This is a genomic window from Nocardioides sp. (genome assembly GCF_044226305.1).
Taxonomy (GTDB): domain Bacteria; phylum Actinomycetota; class Actinomycetes; order Propionibacteriales; family Nocardioidaceae; genus Nocardioides.
The window spans coordinates 205,996-227,803 of sequence record NZ_JBGAHF010000002.1 but is presented as its reverse complement, the minus strand read 5'-3'; the positions used below and the strand labels follow the sequence as shown (position 1 = coordinate 227,803).

The 21,808-nt window shown below is 69.9% G+C and carries 19 protein-coding genes; 11 read left to right on the top strand and 8 right to left on the bottom strand.

The window, feature by feature from the left end; translation table 11 throughout:
• The first annotated feature begins 218 nt into the window (after positions 1-218).
• The 5 genes from ACILQ5_RS03170 (at position 219) to ACILQ5_RS03150 (ending at position 5,844) form a co-directional block, all read left to right on the top strand.
• Positions 219-1,730, top strand: a complete 1,512-nt coding sequence (locus ACILQ5_RS03170) for a hypothetical protein (RefSeq protein WP_395656522.1) — start codon at positions 219-221, stop codon at positions 1,728-1,730.
• Positions 1,727-2,164 carry a hypothetical protein gene (locus tag ACILQ5_RS03165; protein WP_395656521.1) on the top strand — a complete coding sequence of 146 codons (438 nt, stop codon included), beginning with the start codon at positions 1,727-1,729 and terminating at the stop codon, positions 2,162-2,164. The genes ACILQ5_RS03170 and ACILQ5_RS03165 overlap by 4 nt, the downstream gene beginning before the upstream one ends.
• Positions 2,165-3,250: 1,086 nt before the next feature.
• A complete protein-coding gene (locus ACILQ5_RS03160; RefSeq protein ID WP_395656520.1) occupies positions 3,251-3,433 on the top strand; it encodes a YegP family protein in 183 nt (60 codons plus the stop codon).
• Positions 3,434-3,450: 17 nt separating this feature from the next.
• Positions 3,451-3,765, top strand: a complete 315-nt coding sequence (locus ACILQ5_RS03155) for a hypothetical protein (RefSeq protein ID WP_395656519.1) — start codon at positions 3,451-3,453, stop codon at positions 3,763-3,765.
• A 318-nt stretch (positions 3,766-4,083) separates the two neighbouring features.
• Positions 4,084-5,844, top strand: coding sequence for a DUF5677 domain-containing protein (locus ACILQ5_RS03150; RefSeq protein ID WP_395656518.1), 1,761 nt, complete (start codon positions 4,084-4,086; stop codon positions 5,842-5,844).
• Between the two features lie 188 nt (positions 5,845-6,032).
• On the opposite strand, the gene ACILQ5_RS03145 is transcribed toward ACILQ5_RS03150, so the two are convergent.
• From ACILQ5_RS03145 to ACILQ5_RS03130, 4 genes are all read right to left on the bottom strand, one after another.
• On the bottom strand, positions 6,033-7,394 hold the full coding sequence (locus tag ACILQ5_RS03145; protein WP_395656517.1) for a type II toxin-antitoxin system HipA family toxin: 1,362 nt from the start codon (positions 7,392-7,394) through the stop codon (positions 6,033-6,035).
• Positions 7,391-7,633 carry a helix-turn-helix domain-containing protein gene (locus ACILQ5_RS03140; RefSeq protein ID WP_395656516.1) on the bottom strand — a complete coding sequence of 81 codons (243 nt, stop codon included), beginning with the start codon at positions 7,631-7,633 and terminating at the stop codon, positions 7,391-7,393. Before ACILQ5_RS03140 ends, ACILQ5_RS03145 begins: the two co-directional genes overlap by 4 nt.
• A gap of 337 nt (positions 7,634-7,970) precedes the next feature.
• Complete coding sequence (locus ACILQ5_RS03135; protein WP_395656515.1) at positions 7,971-11,006, bottom strand: DEAD/DEAH box helicase; 3,036 nt, start codon at positions 11,004-11,006, stop codon at positions 7,971-7,973.
• A gap of 158 nt (positions 11,007-11,164) precedes the next feature.
• On the bottom strand, positions 11,165-12,412 hold the full coding sequence (locus tag ACILQ5_RS03130; RefSeq protein WP_395656514.1) for an exonuclease domain-containing protein: 1,248 nt from the start codon (positions 12,410-12,412) through the stop codon (positions 11,165-11,167).
• A gap of 477 nt (positions 12,413-12,889) precedes the next feature.
• Here ACILQ5_RS03130 and ACILQ5_RS03125 point away from each other — a divergent pair, with 477 nt between their 5' ends.
• The gene (locus ACILQ5_RS03125; RefSeq protein ID WP_395656513.1) at positions 12,890-13,045 is read left to right on the top strand and encodes a hypothetical protein; all 156 of its coding nucleotides are present in this window, start codon (positions 12,890-12,892) and stop codon (positions 13,043-13,045) included.
• A gap of 648 nt (positions 13,046-13,693) precedes the next feature.
• Positions 13,694-13,876, top strand: a complete 183-nt coding sequence (locus ACILQ5_RS03120) for a YegP family protein (protein ID WP_395656512.1) — start codon at positions 13,694-13,696, stop codon at positions 13,874-13,876.
• Positions 13,877-13,929: 53 nt separating this feature from the next.
• Here the strand turns inward: ACILQ5_RS03120 and ACILQ5_RS03115 are convergent, their stop codons facing one another.
• From ACILQ5_RS03115 to ACILQ5_RS03105, 3 genes are all read right to left on the bottom strand, one after another.
• Positions 13,930-14,343 carry an HNH endonuclease signature motif containing protein gene (locus tag ACILQ5_RS03115; protein ID WP_395656511.1) on the bottom strand — a complete coding sequence of 138 codons (414 nt, stop codon included), beginning with the start codon at positions 14,341-14,343 and terminating at the stop codon, positions 13,930-13,932.
• 56 nt (positions 14,344-14,399) lie between these two features.
• On the bottom strand, positions 14,400-15,242 hold the full coding sequence (locus ACILQ5_RS03110) for a DUF222 domain-containing protein (RefSeq protein ID WP_395656510.1): 843 nt from the start codon (positions 15,240-15,242) through the stop codon (positions 14,400-14,402).
• A gap of 237 nt (positions 15,243-15,479) precedes the next feature.
• Positions 15,480-17,003, bottom strand: a complete 1,524-nt coding sequence (locus ACILQ5_RS03105; RefSeq protein ID WP_395656509.1) for an ATP-dependent DNA ligase — start codon at positions 17,001-17,003, stop codon at positions 15,480-15,482.
• A gap of 57 nt (positions 17,004-17,060) precedes the next feature.
• On the opposite strand from ACILQ5_RS03105, the gene ACILQ5_RS03100 reads away from it, so the two are divergent.
• Both ACILQ5_RS03100 and ACILQ5_RS03095 read left to right on the top strand, forming a co-directional pair.
• The gene (locus tag ACILQ5_RS03100; RefSeq protein ID WP_395656508.1) at positions 17,061-18,080 is read left to right on the top strand and encodes an App1 family protein; all 1,020 of its coding nucleotides are present in this window, start codon (positions 17,061-17,063) and stop codon (positions 18,078-18,080) included.
• 10 nt (positions 18,081-18,090) lie between these two features.
• Positions 18,091-19,113: a 5'-3' exonuclease H3TH domain-containing protein gene (locus ACILQ5_RS03095; RefSeq protein WP_395656507.1), complete on the top strand. Its 1,023-nt coding sequence runs from the start codon at positions 18,091-18,093 to the stop codon at positions 19,111-19,113.
• On the opposite strand, the gene ACILQ5_RS03090 is transcribed toward ACILQ5_RS03095, so the two are convergent.
• The gene (locus ACILQ5_RS03090) at positions 19,088-19,873 is read right to left on the bottom strand and encodes an enoyl-CoA hydratase/isomerase family protein (protein WP_395656506.1); all 786 of its coding nucleotides are present in this window, start codon (positions 19,871-19,873) and stop codon (positions 19,088-19,090) included. The genes ACILQ5_RS03095 and ACILQ5_RS03090 overlap by 26 nt on opposite strands.
• Before the next feature lie 54 nt (positions 19,874-19,927).
• Here ACILQ5_RS03090 and ACILQ5_RS03085 point away from each other — a divergent pair, with 54 nt between their 5' ends.
• Positions 19,928-20,860 carry a DNA-3-methyladenine glycosylase family protein gene (locus tag ACILQ5_RS03085; protein WP_395656505.1) on the top strand — a complete coding sequence of 311 codons (933 nt, stop codon included), beginning with the start codon at positions 19,928-19,930 and terminating at the stop codon, positions 20,858-20,860.
• Between the two features lie 10 nt (positions 20,861-20,870).
• Positions 20,871-21,806 (top strand): SCP2 sterol-binding domain-containing protein, encoded by a 936-nt coding sequence (locus ACILQ5_RS03080; RefSeq protein ID WP_395656504.1) that lies wholly within the window; start codon positions 20,871-20,873, stop codon positions 21,804-21,806.
• Positions 21,807-21,808: the final 2 nt, after the last annotated feature.

The following is a 21,808-nucleotide window of genomic DNA, read 5'->3' as shown; positions in this document are numbered from 1 at the left end:
CGATCCGATGCGTGTTGCCTTCTTGCCCTCGCAGGTGACGTCTTGGCCCACGGAGGTGTTCGCTTCGGCGGAGCCGAAGGGAGGCCGACGCCCGATCGCCGGTCGACTGGGGATTCTCGCGCCGATCTGTCCACCGGGGAGGAGTCGATCGGCGCCAGATTCGAAGCCCATTCCGCGCGCGGGGTGCCGAGCCTTCGGTGCCTACGCATGTTCTCGACGTGACCACGAAGCGATGGAACCCTATCCCCGACGAGCACCTCGACCCCGCGTGCCGGTACCACCTGAGCGACCACCTTCCCACGCGGCTGGGCGGCAACCTGCAGGCCGCAAGGTCGCTCGACCCGTTCTACGAGACCTTCGCCGGCGAGGGCCGCGACCAGGGCGCGATCTCGCTCAGCCGGGCTCGCCACATGGCCGACAAGACGCCGCTGCGGCTGCCGGCGACGTATCTTCGCGCCGAGCGGATCAGGCCGAGAGACATCCTCGCGGGCTCGCGTGCTCGGGAGGTACTCGACCTGCTCGGCGCCCTGATCGCCTTCGGCGTCGTGACCAACAACCAGGCCGCCACGATCACCGGGTCGCCGGCGTGGGCCGATCCGCGCAGCAACGTAGTCGCCAGCCTGTTCGCCTCCGACCTGATTTCGATCACCAACCCCTACGTCGGGCACAGTCTCGGCGCCGCCGGCGACGGCTCCGTCGCCTACCAGTTGGGCGACGCCGACCAGGTCCGCCGCCTGCTCAGTCAGCTCTCGTACGCCGAGTGGCTGGCGCTCACCGGCGGGCGCGACATCGGGCGCACGCAGGTGCACCTGCGCCACGACCTTCTCGGACTCGAGCTAGCCCTCCGCGCCGCAACGCACCTCGAGGTCGGCACGGTCCTGGGGCCGCAGTTCTCCACCTTCCGCGACCTGACCACCGGGTGCCGGTTTCCCTCGCGCAGCCACGGGGGAGCCGACCTCACCATCGTGCGCGACGACGGACTGCGCATCGCGATCGAGGTCACCGCATCGATCACCCAGGGGTTCACACAGAAGGTCAACCGCTGGGTCCGGATCCTCACCGAGTCGCCGCTCGAGGACACCGGTCTCGTGGTCGTGTTCCTGCTCGCACCTCCGCTGGCCAAGGCGGGCAACCGAGTACGACGGATGACCCACCACGTCATCGAAGACGCCATCAAGCACAACCCGGATGCGCACCTCGCGCTCACACCCGAACGGATCGGCGTCGCGACCTGGCGCGAGTGGTTCCCACGGCCCTCGATCGCGTCCGACCGGTTCGCCCGGCTCGTCATCGACCGGCCCACCGGCAGGACGTCGCTCTGGGAGGAGTGCTCCCTGTGGGAACCCGACGACCTCTCGCTCACGGCGCGCGAGTCGGACCGGCTCCGCTCGTCCATCGTCAACACCGCACTGCTCGCGCAGACCCCGTGGTGGCTGCGCGAGAAGCACCACCCCGCCCAGCTCGCGGCGGACCTGCTTGCCGCGCGTGTTGGCACCGTGGCTGACGTCGGACCCCAGCGCTCCCGATCTGCCACGCGGCGTACTGGTGCTGGCCAGGGCGCCGCCGGCGACGCCATGATCCCGCGCCGGCTCGCGGGGCCGACCGACACGGCCAAGGGCGCCACGTCCCAGCCCGTCGCCCGGTCAGGAGCCGCCATTGGGCCGTGGCTCCCACGCCCGCCCGAGTTCGGGCACCGCCTGCGTCCGGTGACCGCACGGAGCGTCGCGTGAAGGACATGTCCTCCCAACGGCGCGCCCTCAGCGCGGCCCGCCAGGCTCGCGCCGAGATGTTGCTCGAGATCAGCGCGGGGAGGCTGACGCCCGTCGAGTTCGTCGACATGGCGCGGGACGCGAGCTGGGTCGCGCTCCGCAGGGAGAGTCTGCGCGAGGTCATCGTCTCCGCGCCCACGCTCGGTGCTCGTCGGTGGCGTGAGATCCGAGACCGGATGCTCGGCGTTCTCGGTGTCGAGGCGTCCGACAAGGATCTCACCGTCGGGTGGCTGCTCGACCCTCGCGCCGGCGGCCGCCGCTACCTCGTCTTCATCGACGCGATGCGGACAAGGGAGCCGCCTTGGCCGGGCTTTCCGTGGGAGCCCCGGCCCGGTGCCTGCGGCGTTCAACGGACCGACGCAGCCGGGTCTGGCCCGTCCGGGGGCGTCGGGTGACGCTCTCTGCAACTTGGCCCTGCGGGTGGGTGCCCGGTCCCGCGGCTGCGACAGAGAGCGAGGGGGACCGGGCGTGCGCCGGCCCTTCTTGGGAGGGAGTGGCCGACGCGATGGTCTGCCGGCGGCCCGCGGGTCTCGGGCCCCGCGTGCCGCCGGCAGTGACGGAACGCTATTGACCACCTCAAGGTGACCGGACGGTAAGCGACGCAGGTCACAGTGAGGCATCTTCCTGGCCGGGTCCGCCGGCGGCGCTGGCGGACCCTGTGGATCAAGGGATCATCGGTGGGGGCTGCTTGCGACGAGGATGATGCCGTTCGCCGTCCCTGCGGCAGCAAACCTTTCAGAGCGGTGGCGGTCTGGACCGGAGCCCATTGGCGGGCGCTCGGTGGGTCACGGTCTGCGCGGATTCGCGGCGCGCCTACGTCTCACACCTCCGGGCGCGTGAACCACTCGCGGGTGAGGCCTCGCTTGGACGGCGGGTGATGCACGCCGTCCGTGGTGGGGCCGCCGAAGCCGTGGTCCATACCAGTTGGTGAAGACGAGGTCTCGCACCATCCTTCAGCGACGGCTGCCCTATCTCCAAAGTCTTGGTCCTTCACGTGACTGCTGCGCACGGATTCGCTCCGCCCCACGCGAGGCGCCAAAGGATCGTCGTCCTGCGGACGAGCGATGCCGGTATGACGTGGATCTCTTACTCGTGGGTCACGACGACGCCGGGGGGTGGAGGTCCCTAGCGTTCGTCGAGTTGCCGCCGGCACCACGACCCGGGCGTCGTCGGCGCAAGGAGAGCCGGCCGCCCCCTCCTTCCTCAGCGGTTGGCAAACGAGCTCTGGCCCATCCGATCGGTGTTCCGAGACGGTGGGCCAGGGTTCGGCTCGTGTGCCCGCATCGATCCAGGAGAGGAACCGTGAGCGCGATCTCTGCGGTGACTGCGCCGTTTGACGTCGACGTGGTGCCAACTGCCGCCGGGCAGGGGTGGCGAAGCCGCCCGCTTGTCGCGCTCCCCGATCTGGGGCTCGTGCCAGACCAGCTGCCGGGGAGAGGTACTGGCGCCATCGCGGCGGCGAGCGCTACGGCGTCGGGACCGTGCTGAAGATCGCGGGGCTGTTCGAGGTCTTCGAGCAGCATGGGGAGCACCACTGGGTGCTGCGTGACTGGGACGGCCAGATCATGGCGCGCAACGGTGGCTACATCACCCGCACCGCGGCGCTCCAGGAGATCGAGCGCCTTCGGGTGACGGCGCTGACGGCGAACGTCGTCGAGGCGTGAGTCACCGTGCCGGGCGAGTGACCGACGTGAAGTTGCTCGCTCAGGAGAAGCGCCAGGTCGCGACCCTCGAGGAAGTCGCCCGCCGAGCGATCCGCAACGCGACCCCGACCACGCAAGCCGTGGCCGAGCTTCACCGCATCACTTCCGACCCAGTGTTGCTCGGCGTTGCCGCCGGGCGGGCGAGCGGGCGCTGGACTGCCATCCCGCTGTTCCACTCGATCGGCCAGGAGGTCTCCGACCTCCTGGTTGCGGCGGGCGCCGATACCGACGTGTGCGCGATGACCGCCTCGTCTATCGAACGCCGACTTCGACGCCACCTGCGGCGTGGCTAACGCAGCTACGACTAGCTTGTCAAAGTCGTAATGATCTGCGGATGCTCACGGGTGTCAGAACCGAGGCAAACGCGGTGGATAGACGCACTTCCAAACGCGCGGGTCGCAGATCCGCATCTGTCGGCGTGCAAAGACAGGGACGGCGCCCGGCGGTCGTCGTTCGGAAGGCGGGGTTCCGTCCCGAGTCCTGCGGTCGCGCGGAGCTTGAAGCCAACCCGTCGCAGCAGAACGATGCGCGTCAGGTCGGGGCCGAAGGCTGAGCGCAGCACCACGTTGAGAGCCGACGCCATTGTCGGTGCCCTCTCCTAGGTTGTGTTCATGCAGATGCCGCAGCCGAACCAGCACGACGGGCCTATGGCCGGTCATGTTCACCGGCGCCGGGTCTTCACGCCGCCACTTGCGGCGACGGGAGTCCTTGTCATCGGAGACTGGTTCAAGGACGACCTCCCCGACTTGCTGTGGCCGGCCCTCGTGCTCGCCGAGCAAGGCAACGACGCCATCCGCAACTTCGTCTCATGGCAGAAGGCAGTTCAGGACGCACTGTCCGAACACGATGAAACCGTGTTCGTCGCTGAGTCGCTTGACGGTCGCCTGACCAACCTCGCGCGCCTCGCCATCAAGATTCCGAGCGCAGCAGACGTGGTGTCGCAGCAAGCACATGAACACGGTCTGCTCTCTGCTGGTGTGCGCAGTGCGCTCAGTTCGTACCCGTACATGCCGGTCCCGTGGCTCGTCGCGAACGCCGACGTGCATGTGCCCGAGCAGGCCGACATCGACCTCGTGCGCCGCGCGCTGCTCGAAGCGCTCAGCGACGGCCACCGCGAGGCGCTGATGAAGTGCCTCCGCACCTGGAGCACACTTCAGGCCGGCACGTTCTCATCAGAACGAGAGACCATCGAACTGTTGAGGAGCTACCCCGACGACGAGGAGTCCAGGACCCGAGCGGACTCGGTCGTCCGCTCGCAGTGGGGAGCTTACAAGGGAATGCTGACGGCCGAGGATCCGACCTACTTCGACGAGGCGATCAGATGGGCGCGCGTGTTCTGGGGGGCCAACTCGATGACGTCGCAATGCGTTCGCAAGAGGGAAACCGAGAGCGAAACCGCACCCACGCCAGCAGGTGAAGCCGCGTCATTGAACGGCGCTCATGTGCCAGCGGCCGAGTCCGAAACCGCTCCGGCCAGCACGCCGCCAGCGCGCGCCGAACCGGACACGGATCCCGACATCGAGCTTGACGGGAAGCCTGACCCAAACCCCGATCCGCGAGAGGACCGACCCGCGGTGGGGAATGACCTCGGCGCCGGCCCAACGCCGGTTCCCGCCGATGGTTCCCACTTACGACAGCTCACTATGGACCTGTTGTCCAGCTTCGTCGAAGCCTTGGAGACGGCGCCCGCCCGGCTGCACGACAAGGAGCGTCAGGAGGTCGTCTCAGGCCTGGTGTCGCGAGCTGGGCGGGACCTCATCGCGGTGCTCACAGCCCCCGACCTGTGGTGCATGGAGCACGGCGCCCACATCGTGCGCGTGCTGGTTGAGACGAAGATCTACCTGCAGTGGATGGCCCAGCAGGACCCCGCCATCTACCGCGAGTTCCAGGAGTACGGCGCAGGCAAGGCGAAGCTCTATGCCCGCATCGCAGATGAAGTGCCGGCCGAAGCACGCACGCCCGGATATCAAGAAGCCATGAACGAGTTCCAACGACTCAGCCACAACCACGACGTCATCGATCACCGGGTCGTCGACACCCGCGACACATTCGCACAAGGCAAGTCCATCCGAAGCATGGCCACGGAGGCAGGTCTCATCGACTTCTACAGGCAGGCCTACCAACAGGCCAGCGGCGTCGCGCACTCTGAGTGGTGGTCCATCGAGACCCACGCGATGGAACGTTGCCTCAATGTCCTACACGGCCTGCATCTCATTCCCAGCCTCTCGCTCAGCATGGGCGGCAACGTCCAGCTCGCTACTGCATGGGTCGACCAGTTCTACTCACTGATCCGCATCGCCTTCCGCATCCTCGACACGGATGAGCGGGCGGTCTCTTGGGCGTTTTCCTGGCTCGAGGGAGTCCGAGACTGAGGAGACGGCCTGATCTCACACTCGGCATCGTGACCGTGGGCAGGGCAGTTGTGCCCGCTTATCGGACCCGGCCGTTTCCTCGCGCCGACAGGCGGCGGAATGACGCGCTGCAATCTCAACCATCGCGGCTCCGGATCCGGATGTGCGGGACTGGCTAGGTGCCCACGGCGCGGGGTTCGTCAACGCGTTCAGGTCAGCGGCGGCCCTTCGCGTCGCGGGCGGGCTGCGAAGCGGCCACCACCCTTGACGCCCTTGGGAACGCGGGGCTGAGCGCCCGGCGCGACCCCCGGACGGCTGCTGGGTGTCGTGCCGCTGGTGAGGGCCTGGATCGGCTCCCGCATGGTCTCGAGGGCGCCCTCGAAGCGGTTGCACTCGCTCTCGCTGATCCCGTGCGAGGTGGCGACCTTGCGCCAGTCGGTGGTGGCGTCGTCGATCTCGCGCAGAATCTGCTTCGCGTCGCCCTGGGACAGATCGAAGGTGTCGGCGTAGGTCATCAGACCGGTCAACTCGTCGGCGCGGCTGCGCGCGCCGCCGATGCCGGTGACTCGGTCCTCGGCGAGGATGGGGTTGGGGTTGACGTCGAAGACCGGGGACAGGCGCCATCCCGCGGTACCATGACGCAGGAAGCCGTGGTTGCGGAGGTGGTCGTCGGTGTTGTGGACGGCGACCGAGAACGCGATGCGGCGCCACAACTCACGCAGGTCGGCGCTGGTCTGTGCCCCGTGCTCGGGGAGGGTCTCCGCGACCTCGGTGTAGTCCCGGACGTCGCCGTCGCCGCCTTCGACCAGAGTCATCGCGCTGATGTAGCCGACGCGCTGCGCTCCGTCTCGATCGAACCGCTCCAGGACGAGAACGGGGCGACCCTCGATCCGCACCAGTTCGTTGCCGGGCACCTCGATCCCCGCCCGGTCGGCCAAGTCGAGCGCGGTCTTCTCCCAAGCCATCACGTCCCACTGGTCGCGAGTGCTCGGAAACTTCGCGATCAGCAGCCGGTCGCCGTCGCGGACCGACGCCTTGGGCCGAGCGCCGCCCAGGGTGCCGGTCCCGGCATCCAGCAGCACCTTGATCGCCGAGGAGTCCTCACCGTCGTCGCGCGCGACCTGATCGGCGGCCCGCAGCAGCCGCGGCAACTCGACCATCTTCGGCACGTGCAGGTCCGGGTCCAGGAACGGGCCGTCGGCGCTGGCCTTGAACCGCAGCGACCCCTGCCGGGTCAGGTCGCTGACGCTGATCAGGAAGTCGACCTCGCTGAGGGAGGGGACAGCGCGCCCGGCACGAAGCGCCTCGGCCTGGATTCGCTTGGTGATCAGGTTCTTTCCCCACCGGTCCGGGGAGCAATCAGCGAAGGCGCCCGGAACGCCGGAGACCTGCTGGTTGCCGCCGAACAGCCCCAGCGCCGGGTCGATGGCGTAGGCGTCCTTGCGGGCCAGGTAGTCGGGGGCGTACTGGAACGTGGTCGACAAGGTGCCGCGGTTCCAGGTGAAGTAGGCGGTCCCGACCGGGACGGTCTGGCCATCGCGGTTGTCGAAGACCAGCAGCGGGCTCGTCATCGCCGCACCCGCTTCGGCAGCGCCTCGTCCGCCCGCGCCCGGCCCAGATCGGTCTCGTAGGGGTCGAGCGCCTCCACCACGCGGTCGAGAGCCCCAAGCACGCGCGCGACGTTGAGGAGGACGTCGAGGCCTACGCTGGTCTCACCGTTCTCCAGCCGTCGCAGGGTTCCACGCGAGAGGCCCGCACGGTCGGCCACCTGCTCGGCGGTGAGACCTTGGAGTTTGCGCCAGGCAGCCACGTGCGCCCCGATGCGCTGCGCGGCGAGACGGGTGCGAGCTGGAACGGGCCGAACCACCGTCTACCTCCTTGGGATTATGGCCGCTGCGTCGACCACTATACGCGATAATGGTTCATTCGACGGCCGTTAGATGGACAGCGGTGCTTCGGCTGCTCCTGACGGAGATGTGCCGATCGCGCTAGAAGGCTTGAGTAGTCGATGCGCTCGGGTCGTCCGGGTCAGCGCAACATCGGCCAGATCCGTCACTCGGCCGGCGCCGTCAGGCGGCGGAATGACGCCCAGGCTGACCTTCGCAGAATTCGAGTCCAGGGACGTTGCAACCTCAGCGCATAGACGGCTAGCCACTACCGAGAATCTCCAGCCTGGTCGCGCTGGTCTCGCGCACGTAGGTCTCGGTTGCGGCAAGCAGCTCGAGCTGGCTGGCGCTCGCCCGAGTCTGGCTCAATCCGGGCTGAACGAGGACGATCTGCATTTGAACCGCCAGCGACGGGAGTTCGCTCAGGAGACGCAGAAGGTCTCTGTCAGTTCCCGACTCGAAGCCGGTTCGCCGGCCCTTTGCGAGCCGGTTGCGCTCGCGCGCGAGGAGTCTGCGGATCATGCTTTCAGGATTGCGTCGCCACGCGGCGCTCTTCTGCGCCTGCCCGCACAACTCGTACAGGTCTGCCACGCGGGCACCCACTGTGCCGCCGTGAGCAAACTTGCAATGGACGAGGACGACTTCGAGTGTGGTCTCCGCACGCCTGAGCGCGACCAGGTCCGCCACTTCACCCGAGCCATCATCGTCAATCACGAAGTCCCAGGCTTGGGTTCTGAGCAGGTCAAGCGCTGCACCTTGGACGGTAGCGGGGTCTCTGCTTGGCCCCCGCGACTCCTTATTGATGGCGATCCCGTCCCACGCGAGCGCGATGATGCGGTCTCGGTCGAGCGCAGGGATGTCTCGCTGCGGCCGATACAAGATGCCCGGCGGGTAAACGACTCCGTCGCCGCCGAGCAAGATGATTGGGCAGTTCTTGGCAAGAAACTCGGCACCGGACGTTGACCCGCGAGTGGTAGTGAACATGGCTTCGTCGGCGACTGGGCAGGCCCGCATCCCGTCAACATCTAGGACGAGGTCGTACTTGGCTTCGGAGTCCTCGGCGCGCAGGATGATGCGAACTTGGCCGTCGTCAGTAAGGCCGGGCTCAACTGAGAGTTCAAGGTCCGTCAGCGGAACCTCGGTTGCGCCGATGCGGACCTGCAGCGAGGTCGGTGGCGACAGGAGAAGGCTCGGAGGCCATTCCGCTCCGAGGGGAACGGCGTCCGGCCAGCAATTGAGAATTTCGGGGCGGATGAAGTTGCGCTTGACCGCTTGGACGTCGATCGACTCGTCCAGCAGGCGCCGCCCGACGTCTCGGCACCACTCCACCCAGTCGAGGATGTTTCTGGCGACAAGATAGCTCCAGACTCGCCCCTTGAGACTGACGCCCACAGTAACGCGCTCGCCTTCGCGGAAGCCGGCAGCGAACAAGTTGGTCTGGATCTTGGTGGCTTCTTCGGCAGCCGGGAAGCCGTCGGTAACATCCGCGCCCACGTGCATGGAGAATCGCCTTGCACGGCTGTAGATGTCGAGCACTCCAACGTTTGTGGGCACGGGGCGCGCCATGTCGCCCATGGCACGGAAAATGTCCTCGCCCTTAATGATCGCGGCGGTATCTCCGACGGCGGCCTTCGCGATGTGGGTGTTGGTGCCTTCGAGAGCGGAGTGGTTGATGAACAGGAGGTCCTGGTCCTTGTCCCAGTGAAGAACGAAGAGGGAGTGAGCAACGTCTTCGATCCCGGGACCGTCGACCCAGGGCACAACCTGTCGGGTGCGCGTCACGAACCACATGACGTTCTCTTCATGGTTGATAGGCAATGGCAGGGTGATGATGTCGTCGGCGGGGATGACGTCGAGTACCCCCTCGGGCGTCCATTCTTCGCATGTCGTCTTGAAGACAACCGTGCTCATCTTGGGTGCGACGGCACGGGTCGCCACTCGTACTTCCTGGGAGCCGAACGCCTGCTCAAACTGGGACACGCGTTCCTGGTAGAGGATCGCCTCCTGGGACAGTTCGGCGATGACCAGGTTCCAGTCGGCGTCCTCGCCATAGAGCCGCGAGAGCCGCTTGTCGAACAGCCGGTCGGATCTTCCGGTGATGACCGTCGCGTCTCCGGTTCCGTCTGCGACGCGGGCGAAGCGGCCAGCGAACTGCAGGGTCGGCGCAAGGGACCGCTTGGGGTCGTGCAGTGCTGCGATCTTGAGTTGTGGAAGGTCGAAGCCCTCGCCAAGCATGTCGACGCACACGATGATTCGGGAGCGTCGCGAAATGATCTCCTTGAGGGCTGCGTCGCGCCGAGACTGTGCCATCCCGGAGTGCATGATTACGGGGCTATGAGCGGAGCCAACGCCGCCGTAGATCGCATGGACGCGTTCCGCATCGACCTGGGTCTTGCAGCGCGCCATCAGTAAGTGGTCGAGGCCCTCGGCAACGTCTGCGTCGAGGACCTCGACAGCGCGGGTTGCGATGGCCGCGTCCGGATCGTTCAGGTCGAACACCGATTCGTAGTTGATGACGCTGTACACCCCGTCGGACTGCGCTTCTCGAAGAGGAAAGATGTAGGCGAACCGTCCTTGCATGTGCTGGCCGTCCTCACGGAACGGCGTCGCCGTGAACTGGACGACCTTCTTCCCAGTGAAGGCGTCGCGAATCTGAGTCCACGTCGCGGCCCTCACGTGATGCGCCTCGTCGAAGAACAACGCGTCGCAGGACTCGAATAGAGACTCCGCAATGTCTTTTGGGCAACCAGCGAGCGCGTTCGGCGTCGAGACGATCACCTGGGACGCCTGAACGAACTCGCGCATCTCGGCGACGTCCTTCGGCCGGCCAGTGATCATGCCGACCGCTGGCAACAATGCACCGTCAGGTAGCACGCCCAGTTCGCCTAGCAGGCCGAGCGCCTCGAACTTCTTCGTCAGCTGCGAACGAAGCGCGTCGCTCGGTACGACCACGAGCAGTCGATCGATTCGGGCTTCCACCAGCAAAGCGAGCATCGTCTCGGTCTTGCCAGTCCCGGTGGGAAGAACAACTGTCGCCGGCTCGCTGCTGCCAGTTGACCAGTGGGCGAGGATTGCGTGCAGTGCGCCCAGTTGTGCTCTGCGCAGCCCACCGTCGACCTTCCCCGCGCCGGCCGCCCGGAAGCTGATGCCTGGAAGCCAGCTCGCCCGGACGGATTCGTGATCGAACAGGCCTGATTCCTCGTTGACGCCGTGACCGCAATTGCGACGGACCACGCCGAACGCGAAACGTCGCTCGGCGATGCCGTCGGTGCCCAGGCTCGGGGCATCCATGCTCATCGACCAATCGAATCAGAATCGAGTGGTGGAGGTCCTAAGTTCACCGTGTTTCGACCTCGGCGTTCAGACCGGCCGCATGCTAAGTATTTCGTCTGAACAGACTTGATGAAGCCTGTCGTCCATACGCGGCCAGCGCGCGTCATTCTGGGCGCTGTGGGCTAGTTGTCGAATGACGTGTCCCGATCCTGCCCCATCGTCAGCAGCAGGCCCACGAGTGCGGCTTCGGTGACGATCGGGACGCCGTAGGAGCGGGCCTTCGCCGCCTTGCCGCTCTGGCTGTCGGGATCTGCTGCGACGAGCAATCGTGTCTTCTTCGTCAGGCCACCTACGGACAGGCCCTGCGCAACAACCAGTGCCTCGATGTCCTCGCGCGGCCTACTCATCTGGCCTGTGAGGCAGATCTGATCGCCCGGCGCGAGCCGGAAAGACGGCGCGACCGGGCGGACCGTGCTCGCCTTCGCGGCGTCCAGAGATCTCGGCACGTCGTCGATGCTGAGGCCGAGGAGTCGAGCCACGGTCTCCAGGTCCTTCAGTTCTGCCTTGGTGACGACGCCGTCCTCGAGTGCGACGGCCGCCATCGCCATCAGGTAGTCGCGGTGGATCGTGTCGAGTTGGTCGCGACCAAGGCCGAGGTCCGTTGCGACTTCGATCAACGCCTCCTCCTCGTGCGCCGATAGGTAGCGGTCGAGGAGCGCGGACTCGAGTACCTCGAGGTAGGAGTCGACTCGCGCTTCGGGGTGCCGGGGCATCGAAGCCACGATGCGGTCGAGCCAGAAGCGTTCGCGAATAGGAGCGCTGGCGGAGCGCTGGACAAACTGGGGGATGGTGGAGTCGGTGCAGACGGGCCAGGCGTACCGATGCGCCTCGACCGCCAACGACAGCCAGGGCGGCGGCGTGTACGTCGCGTTGATGACGTACGTGAGCAGAGCGGCGACGGCTCGAGCATCGGCCAGGGCCTCGTGCTCGCCCGAGACCTCGAGCTCGGCGGCTCGGCAGCAGTCGGACAGCTTTCGAGATGACGCGCGGCGGACGTACCGGCCGGCGAGCTCCATCGTGCAGAGGGCCGGGATGTTCGTCCCTGTCCAGGAATAGCCGGCGCGGGCAAGCTCGACCCGGAGGAACCGGATGTCGAACGGCGCGTTGTGCGCGACGACGGTCCGTCCGGCGACCGATCGCAGCAGCACCGGGGTGATGTCGGCGAATGTCGGTGCCCGAAGCACCTCGCGGGCCGTGACGCCGTGGATTTGGGTCGGCCCGACATCACGACCTGGATTGACCAGCGTCGACCATTCGCCCTCGACCTGGCCTTCGTCGTCGACGAACACGACGCCGATCTCGAGGATGCGGTCGTGGCGAGTGGGGAAGAGGCCGGTGGTCTCGACGTCGATGCACGTGTAGCCAGACATGAGTGCCCTCCCTGCGTTGGCGGGCACGGTAGTCACGACCGGTCGGCGTAGGCGGCGTTTTCGTCAAGGTGCCCGCGCCGAGGTCGCCGGGAGGGAAGCGGGCTACGAGCGAGATACTGCGCGTATTGCGGTGAAGGCGCGGGGAAACGCGGGACAACCCGGGATGCCACAAGCGGCTGGCCGGCGACAAACGTGCAGGTCAGGGGCAGTGTTGGGCGTGCTGGCCGTTGCTGGTTCTTGCTCGGGTTTGCGGTCGACCGTAATGAATAGGTCGTCGGTTCGATTCCGACAGGCGGCTCCACGTCAGGCCCCGTGCCCCCCGCTTCTCGCGCGGCGGGCGCCGTGCCCCACCAGGCCCGATCGGGCCGTCGACGTCCGACCGGCCGTCGACCCCCCATTCCCATCCCGCAGCTCTCGGCCGAGCCCCGCCACCTGGCCCGCGCCGCCGAGGCTGCACGTACGTCGAGGAGAACTGTCATGAGCATGAACCAGCCCATCTACCGCGAGTCCGCCCACGCCGAGGTCGACCTCCGGCTGCGCGCCGCGGCGGCGGCCCGGCAGGGCCGCAAGGCCCGCACCCTGGCGATCTGGCACCGCAGGTCCGCCTCCCACCGGACCGGCAGCGCTCGCTGACCGGCTCGGCATGAGGGGGTCAGGTCGACGACAACAGGTCCTTGGCCTGGCTCCGACAGGTGGTTCCGATCCCAGCCCCTGACCAGCAGCAACGCCGGTCAGGGGCGTTGTCTTGCTCCATCCGGATGCGCCGAAGGCGAGACACGGGCGAGAAACTGCTCGGGTAGGCGCCCACCGCACGTCGACTCACCCGCGGTGGAGGTACTTGCGGAGTCGCCGTGCCGTGCTGTCCGCGGTCGAGGCCAGGACGTCCTTGTCGGCACCGGCCTCGATGAGCAGGGTGGCGACTTCGTGCCCCTGTGAGTGGAACGGGGAGACTTCCCAGCGTCCCAACCCTCGGTCTGCACCACCGCAAGTCCCGGCCGCGGTCCACCGGCGGCGGCACGACTTGCGGCAGCGGCGGTCGCCAGGACGCGATCGTCCCTGCGACGGAGACCTGGTTCGCAAGACCTAATGGGGATCGAGCCGGTACCCGCAGGATCGTCGTCCTCCGGACGATCGGCGCCGCTATGAGGTGGATCTCTTACCCACCGGTCACGACCGGTCGATCCCTAGTGTTCCCGCGGTGCCGGCCGCCGACCCCTCCCTCCGAGCGGCCGGCGCCGCCGTCTCGGACCAACGCACGAGTGGGGATGGTGAGGACCGCCGATGCTGAAGATCGTGGCCGTGTTCGAGGTCGACGGGAAGCTCGGCGAGCACCGGTGGCAGCTCCGGGACTGGGACGGCGAGGTGCTCGCGGAGAAGGGTGGCTACCTCACGCGAGCCGCCGCGCTGCAGGACATCGAGCGGGTCCGCGTCGCCGCCGTGACGGCCAACGTCGTCGAGGCGTGACCGCCACGGCTGCCCCAGCTGCTGGGAGCGTTGCTCGAGCACCTGCGAGCTCCTCAGGTCCGTCGGTGGAAGGTGACGTCACCGTTGGGTTGGTAGGTGGTCTGGTAGTGGGTGTCGTGGGCGCGGGCGTGGTGCCAGGGGCACAGCGAGACCCCGGCGGCGAGGTCGGTGTTGCCGCCGTCGGCCCAGCGCTTCTTGTGGTGGGCGTGCAGCCCGGTGGTGCGGTCGCAGCCCTCGGCGCGGCAGCCGCGGTCGCGCACGAACATCGCGACCCGCTGGGCCTCGCTGTAGAGGCGGCGCCTGCGGCCGACGTCGAGGGGTTGGGAGTCGCCGCCGAGGACGACGGGGATGATGCCGGCCTCGCACGCCAGGCGCCGCGCGAGGGCGGGGGAGATCTTCTCGCCGGTGTCCAGGACGCCGGCCTTCTCCAGCCGGCCGAGGAGCACGTCGAGGTCGATCAGCACCACCAGGGTCGCCGAGACTCCGCCGGTGTGGGGGAGCTGGTCGGCGGGGTAGCGCTCGATCAGGTCGCAGAACGCCTGCCCCAGGGCTTCTGGGGGAGCTGGTCGGCGGGGTAGCGCTCGATCAGGTCGCAGAACGCCTGCCCCAGGGCTTCTGGTGTGGGCGGCCGCTCGGCGACGGCGCCGGCGCCCTGCGTGGCAGCCACGTGCCGGGGTGCGGCGACGGCGCCGAGCATCTTGCGCAGCGCGGCGCCGTGGTAGGTGGGGATCGTGAACGTGCCACGGGTCCTGCCCTGCCCGTCGTCGACCATGGAGAGCCGGCAGGCCTTCGCGGCAGCCGCCTCCTCCTTCGCGAGCAGGGCGGCCTCGCGGGCGTCGGCCTCGTCGGGGGCGATCACCTCGAACAGGTGCTTCCCGATGCGGTTGAGGGCCTTCGCATCGTGGTGGCGCGCCTCGCCGATCAGGTGCGCCTCGGCCTTGGCGACCTGCTCGGTCGGGACGGTGTCGGGGAGCTGGTCGACCCACCGGACGACCACCCGGGCCTGCTCAGCGGTCAGGTCGCCGGAGGCGAGTGCCTCGCGGGTGCCGGGGTGGGCCTCGAGGTCGCGGCCGAGCCGCACGGCGGCGTACGACGCGGAGCGGGTCGACCTCGTCTGGTGCGCCAGCCAGTTCGCCGCCGAGGAGGCGCCGACCTCCTGGCCGAGGTGGACGTCGTCCGCGTGAGCGGCGACCCGTGCCTTGAGCTCGGTGAGCTTCGCCTCGGCGCGCGTCAGCTCGACCAGGGTCCGGCCCGTCTCGGTCGGGTCCATCGACCAGACCGATGCGTCGGCGACGGCGTCGAGCTCGGCGTGCAGGTGGGCGGTCGCGACACTGACCCGGTGCTGGGGGGTCGCGATCGCTGTCATGTCTCCATCCCAGCACTGACCACCGACAGTCAGGGCCGAGAATCCCCTGTGTGCACAGGGATCCGGTCACGATGAGGTCACGATCCACGAGCCGTTTCCACTGATCGGATCCGGGGCTGTGGACAGACGGGCGGAGGGTGGTTTCGAGGCTCGTCGCTGATGCTCCTCACGCCTCAACCACCGTGTCCCGGGGTGTTGGAACACGGGGCCAGGTGTCGGAGGATGGTGTCGGCGGAGTCAGCGCTGCAGGAACGCGCGCACGGTCTCGATGGTGTCGACCTCGTCGACCGGCTTGTCGTCGCGGTAGCGCAGCACCCGCGCGAACCGCAGCGCCACGCCGCCGGGGTAGCGGGTGGAGCGCTGCACCCCGTCGAAGGCGATCTCGACGACCTGCTCGGGCCGCACGTGCACGACGTGCCCGGACCGGGCCGTCTCGAGCGCGAGGAACCGCTCGGTCTGCCAGGCCAGCATCTCGTCGGTCATCCCCTTGAAGGTCTTGCCCAGCATCACGAAGCCGTCGCCCGCCGGGTCGCGCGCGCCCAGGTGGATGTTGGAGAGCCAGCCCTGGCGCCGGCCGGAGCCCCACTCGACCGCCAACACGACCAGGTCGAGGGTGTGCACCGGCTTGACCTTGACCCAGGCGGCGCCGCGCCGGCCGGCGTCGTACGGCGCCGCGAGGTTCTTGACGACGACGCCCTCGTGGCCCGAGCCGATGGTGTGCTCGAGGAAGTCCTGCGCCTCCGCGGCCGACGCGGTGACCAGCCGCGGCACCCGGTGCTCGACGGGCACCAGCCGCTCGAGCGCGGCAGCCCGCTCGCCGGCGGGCGCGTCGAGCAGGTCGGCGCCGTCGAGGTGCAGCAGGTCGAAGAAGTACGGCGTCACCGCGATCTGCCCGCCACCGGGGGCCTCGCCCGTGGCGGTGCGCGAGGCGGTCTCCTGGAACGGGCGCGGCCGGCCGGTCTCGTCGAGGGCGAGCGCCTCGCCGTCGAGCACGAAGTCGCGCGCCGGGAGGGCCAACGCCACGGCCACCACCTCCGGCAGCCGGGCGGTGATGTCCTCCAGCGACCGGGTCGCGACCACCACGTCGTCGCCGGCGCGGTGCACCTGGATGCGGATCCCGTCGAGCTTCTGGTCCACGGCCACCTCGTCCCCGCCGCCGGCCTTGGCGAGCGCCGCCGGCACGTCGGGTGCGCTCGAGGCCAGCATCGGCAGCACCGGCCGGCCGACCTCGAGCCCGACGGCCGCGAGCGCGTCGACCCCCGCGAACGCCGCGCGGGCCACGGCCACCGTCGAGCCGCCGAGCATCGCGGCCCGGCGCACGGCCGGGAGCGGGACCCCCGCCGCGACGGCGAGCGCCTCCTGCACCAGCGAGTCCAGCGCGCCCTGGCGCAGCGCGCCGGTGACGACGCCGCGCAGCCAGGCCTGCTCGGCGGCGGTCGCCCGGCCGAACAGCTCCTCCACGGCCCGGGTCCGCGCCGATTGCGAGCCGCTGCCGGACAGCGCCGCGATCGCGTCGAAGGCGGAGTGCACCTCGAGCACGGTCAGGGTCGGCTCCGCGGCCGGCTCGGGCAGCCCGGTGAGCCCGCGCCACCCGAGGCCGGTGCGGCGCTGGCGCAGCGTCCCGCCGAGGTAGGCGGTCACGGTCTCGAGCTCGTCGGGCCCCGCCCGGCCGAGCAGGTCGGCGAGCGCCAGCACCTTGGCCTTGCGGGACCGGGTGGCGGCGACGGTCTCGGAGGTGGCGACGACGTCCGCGAGCAGCACGTCCCCATTCAAGACCAGGGCACCGACGGCGCACGCCCGCTGGCTAGCGTGGGCACCGTGGGACGCAAGCAACGGCTGCTCGTCGGCGCCGAGCACGCCTGGGACGGCCTCCGGCTGCGCCGTCGCTCGCGCCGGCCGCTGCGCTTCTTCCGCATCGAGACCTACGGCGGCCACGGAGGTCCGGGCGGCGTCGTGGTCCGCGGCCGGGTGCTCGACAACCCGCCGCCGTCCGAGGCGGTGGCGGGCGAGGGCGTCGGTGCGGCGGTGCGGCGGAGCCTGGGCCAGTTCGTGACCGTCGAGCTCCCCGACGTGCCGCTGCGGGTGCGGATCGGGGACGCGACCGTCGAGACGAGCTCCGACGGTGACGGCTACTTCCGCGCCGAGCTGCACCCGACCCAGCCGCTGGACACCCCGTGGCAGCGCGGCACCGTCGAGCTGGCGTCGGCCTACCGGGGCGTGTCCGAGCCGGCGACCACCGCCTTCGCGGTGCGGGTGCCGGCGCCGGGCGCCCGGTTCGGCATCGTCTCCGACGTCGACGACACGATCATCGAGACCGGCGTCCAGCGGGTCGGGGAGATGCTGCTGCAGACCTTCGCCGGCTCGGAGCTGACCCGCACAGCGTTCCCCGGTGCGCCGGAGCTCTACCGCGACCTCGCCGGGCCGGACAACCCGGTGTTCTACGTCTCGTCGAGCCCGTGGAACCTGCACGCCTTCCTCCACGGGTTCCTGCGACACCGTGACTTCCCGCTCGGCCCGCTGCTGCTGCGCGACCTGGTCGGCACCCGCGAGGGCCGAGAGCGCAAGCACGACCGCATCGAGGAGGTCCTCCGGCTGCACCCCGACCTCGACTTCGTGCTGATCGGGGACTCGGGGGAGCGGGACCCGGAGATCTACGCCGACATCGTCCGCGAGCACCCCGGCCGGGTCCTGGCCGTCTACATCCGCGAGGTCCGTCTGGACCCCGGCGACGGGCGCGTCGAGCAGGTCACCGACGCCTGGTCCGAGGACGTCCCCTTCGTGCTCGCGGCCGACAGCGACGCCGTACGCCGGCACGCCGCCTCGATCGGCCTGCTGTGATCGGACCGCTGTGAGCCGCCCCCGCCTGCTGCTGACGGTCGACGCGCCGTCCCTGCTCCACCGCAACCACCACGCCCGGGCCGAGTCCGAGCTGCGCGACCGGGCCGGCCGCCCGGCGTGGGCGCTGCACGGGATGCTCCGCCAGATCCTGGAGGCGATCGACCAGTTCGCGCCGGACGCGGTGCTCTTCGGCCTCGACGACCGGAGGTCCTCGGTGCGCGAGCAGGCCTACCCGGCCTACAAGGCCGGCCGCGCCGCCAAGGACCCGGCGCTGGTCGACCAGCTCGAGCGGGCCGGCGCCCTCCTCGACGCGCTCGGGATGCGCACCGTGACGCCCGCCGGTCTCGAGGCCGACGACGTGAACGCGTCCGCGGCGACGTGGGCCGAGGCGGCCGGCTGGCACTGCGTGATCATCACCTCCGACCGCGACTCCTTCGCCCACATCAGCGACCGCACCCAGGTGCTCCGGCTGATCAACGGGGGCATCTCGGCGTCGCCCCTGCTCAACCCGGCCCGGCTGCGCGCGCTCTACGGGATCGCCGCCGAGCACTACCTCGAGTACGCCGCGCTGCGCGGCGACGCCAGCGACAACCTGCCGGGCGTCCCGGGCATCGGCGAGAAGCTCGCCCCGGTGCTGCTCTCGGAGATGGGCTCGATGCAGGCCGTGTGGGCGGACATCGACCACTGCGCGGGCGCCACCCTGGTGGCCACCCTCGACTCCTACTGCCAGGAGGTCGGCCGGCCGCGGATCGGGGCGTCGGTGCTGAAGCGGCTCGCCACCCCCGCCGCGCGCGAGCGGTTCGAGTTCAACATGTCGATGATGTCCGGCCGCACCGACCTCGACCTCGGCCTCACGCCCGACGTGCCGGGCAGCCCGGGCCTGCTGCCGCTGGAGCCGGACCGGGTCTCCCGCGTGGTCGGCTACCTCGGCGTGCCGTCGACGACCCAGCTGGCGCTGCGGGTGCTCACCGAGCCGCCGGCGAGCGTCGGCCGCCCGCCGGTCGGTCTCACCACCCCGGCGGAAGACCGGTGAAGTCCGGCTCGCGGCCCTCGGCGAACGCCGTCAGCGCCTCGAGGTTGGCCGGCCCGCCCATCAGCTCGGCGAACGCGGCGTTCTCCCGCTCGCGCGCGGCGTCGATGCCGGCGCGCAGCGGCGCGGTCATCGCTCGCTTGACCGCGACCAGCGACGAGATCGGCCGCGCGGCCAGCAGCTCCGCGTGCCGGCGCGCCTCGGGCAGCAGGTCGTCGGGCTCGCAGACCCGCCAGACCAGTCCCATCTCCAGCGCCTCCTGTGCGGAGACCCACTCGGCCGAGAGCAGCACCCACGCGGCCTGCTGACGGCCGACCAGCCGGGGGAGCAGGTACGACGACGCCGCCTCGGGCGCGACGCCGAGGCTCGTGAACGGGCACTTGAGCCGGGCCGCGGTCGACATGAACGCCAGGTCCGCGAACCCGAGGATCGTGGTGCCGATGCCGAGCCCCACCCCGTTGACCGCGCAGACGAGCGGCTTGGGAAAGTCCACCAGCGCGTCCACCAGCCCGACGAACCCGTGTGCGCCGGGGACGAACGCGGGGTCGGTCGCGCGGGCGTGCATCTCGAGCAGGTCGGTGCCCGCGCTGAAGCCCCGCCCGTTCCCGGTCAGCAGCACCACGGCGACCGTGGGGTCGTCGGCCGCCGCTCGCAGCGCGACCGTCGTGGCGTCGTACAGCTCCTCGTTGAAGGCGTTGAGCGCCTCGGGCCGGTCCAGGGTGAGCGTGCGGACCCGGTTCCGGTCCTCGATCTGCAGCGACATGCCGACCAGACTAGAACGTGTTCCACTGTCGGGGGCGTCCGTTACGGTCGGGGGGTGGACGGACGGGTTCGGGACTGGCAGCCCGGCTGGCCGTGCCCGGTCGGAGCGGTGCTGCGCATCCACAAGCGCGGCGGCGGCGACCCGACGTACCGCCTGGACGGCGACCGGCACTGGCGCGGCGTTCGCACCCCCGAGGGACCGGCCACGCTGCTGGTCGAGCCGCGACCGGGCGAGGCCCTCGTCCACGCCGAGGCCTGGGGTCCCGGGGCGGAGTGGGTGCTCGAGTCGCTCCCGGCGATGCTCGGCGCCGACGACGACGTCAGCGGCTTCGAGGCCGGCCACCACCCGCTCGTCGCGGAGGCCTGGCGACGTCACGGCCACTGGCGGATCGGTCGGACCGGCCTGGTGATGGAGGCCCTGGTCCCCGCGATCATCGAGCAGAAGGTGACCGGCCAGGAGGCGTTCGCGGGCTACCGGATGCTGGTGCACCGCTACGGCGAGCGCGCGCCCGGCCCGGGTCGCGACCTGCGGCTGTGGGTGCAGCCGGGCGCCGACACCATCCGGCAGGTGCCGTCCTGGGAGTGGCTGCGGATGCACGTCGACCCGGCGCGCTCCCGCACCCTGGTCACCGCCGCCCGGGTCGCCGACGCCCTCGAGCGGACCGCCGGGCTGCCCGGCGAGGAGGTCGAGCGCCGGCTCACGTCGCTGCCGGGCATCGGCGTGTGGACCGCCGCCGAGGTGCGCCAGCGCGCGCACGGCGACCCCGACGCGGTCTCCTTCGGCGACTACCACGTCGCCAAGGACGTCGGCTGGGCGCTGGCCGGCCGCGACTTCGACGACGCCGAGCTGGCCGAGGTGCTGGAGCCCTGGCGGCCGCACCGCGGCCGGGTCACGGTGCTGGTCGGGATGGCCGGCGGCCGGCGACCCCGCCACGGCGCCCGGATGGCGCCCCGCACCCACCTCCCGGCGCGGGTGACGCGGACGTGAGGGCGACCTGATGGACCTCGCCCCGCTGCGCACCGCGAGCGCCGCCGAGGCGGCCGCGTTCTTCGCCGAGGCCGACCCCGAGGACCTGGTCGCCACGGTCGCCGCCACGAGCGACGACGACCTGCTGCTGCTGATCGGGCGCGACGAGATCCGGCCGGCCGCCATCGAGGGGATCCTCGCGCGGCTGCACGAGTACGCCGTCCCGGAGCGGCTGGCCGAGATCCGCGGGACGTTCCGCATCGACCTCGAGCGCCGAGGCCGCCTGCTGGAGCGCCACGGGCTCCGGTTCGCGGACGGCTCCATCGAGCTGCTCGCCCACCTGCCCGACGACGTACCGGTCGACGTCGTGCTGCGCACCAGCATCCTGCGGTTCGTGCGGCTCGTCAGCGGGGAGTGCAACGCCGGCCTGGAGTACCTCTCGGGCAAGCTCGACATCGACGGCGACGCGGACCTCGCGCTCGCGCTGGGCGGGATCTTCCGGGTCCCCGGCACCGACGAGGTCGCGGTCGACCCGAGGGCGCTGGACCCGGTCGACGTCGCCACGGTGCTCAAGGACGCGCCCCGCGACCACCTCCGCAAGGTGATGGCCTCGGGGTTCCGGACCGTCGTGCTCAGCGAGATCTTCCGGCGGCTCCCCGACTTCGTCGACCCCGAGAAGGCCCGGGACGTCGAGCTCGCCGTCGGCTTCCGGCTGACCGGCAACCCGTCAGGGGAGGTCGAGCGCTACCTCGTCCGCGTCTCGGGCGGCGCCGCCACCGTGACCCCCGGCGAGGAGGGCGGCCGCCGCGACGCGACCGTGACCTGCGAGGCCCACGACTACGTGCGGCTCGCCACCGGCCACCTCAACCCCGTCGCCGGCGTGATCAAGGGCCAGCTCAAGGTGCGCGGCGACAAGGCGAAGGCGCTCCAGCTCGGCTCGGTGATCGACATCCCGCACTCGCGGTGACG